The following is an 802-nucleotide window of genomic DNA, read 5'->3' on the forward strand; positions in this document are numbered from 1 at the left end:
CAGTTGATCACCGCCGTGGCGCTGGTCCTGGTCACCGGCAAGATCAACCGCAAGTTCATGCAGGTTTCGGTGCCGACCGCGCGTCTCGTCCCGCCGGGCGTGCTGATGCAAATCGACAATTCGAAGGGCAACAAGCTGGAATACGGCGTCTGCATGCCCGACATGTGCATCGCCGAAATGCCGCTGACCGACGCGATCATCAACAATATGAAAAAGGGTCAGGAAGTTGTGTTCACCTCGGTGAACTTCCAGCGCATGCCGAACCCGATCAAGATGTCGCTCGAAGGCTTCAAGGCGGCCCTCGATGGCCCGGCCATGGAGCAGTCCAAGATGGTGGAGACCCAGAAGAAGCTGCAGGAAGAAATGCAGAAGAAGGCTGAGGAAGCCCGCAAGAAGCTGGAAGAAGCCCAGGACAAGGCCAAGGCGCAGTAATTGCTGCCTGCCGGCAGTCTGCCAGCTTCGGATATTGGAACAGAAAAGGCCGCGATCGCGGCCTTTTCCATTTCAGGCGATATCGGATCTTCGCCGGGCAACAGATCCGAATTCACATGGCAGTCGAGGAAAAGGGCCATGTCGTTTCCGACACGGCCCTTTCGATTTGCTGGCAGAGCGCTCAGCGCTTGGAGACGTGCACGTAGTCGCGTTGCGGCTCGCCGACATAGAGCTGGCGCGGCCGGCCGATGCGCTGGTCCGGATCCTCGATCATCTCGTTCCACTGGGCGATCCAGCCGACGGTACGGGCGAGCGCGAACAGCACGGTGAACATCTCGGTGGGGAAGCCCAGGGCCTTGAGCGTGATGCC

The 802-nt window shown here is 59.9% G+C and carries 2 protein-coding genes; one reads left to right on the top strand and one right to left on the bottom strand.

Annotation, left to right across the window (positions count from 1 at the left end):
- A partial coding sequence (locus AC1D0P_RS26325; protein ID WP_477679419.1) for an invasion associated locus B family protein occupies positions 1–432 on the top strand: 432 nt, incomplete at its 5' end.
- Between the two features lie 181 nt (positions 433–613).
- On the opposite strand, the gene AC1D0P_RS26330 is transcribed toward AC1D0P_RS26325, so the two are convergent.
- The coding region (locus tag AC1D0P_RS26330; protein WP_477679420.1) for a citrate/2-methylcitrate synthase at positions 614–802 on the bottom strand (189 nt) is incomplete at its 5' end.

It is taken from the genome of Polaromonas sp. P1_G2, from assembly GCF_056405515.1.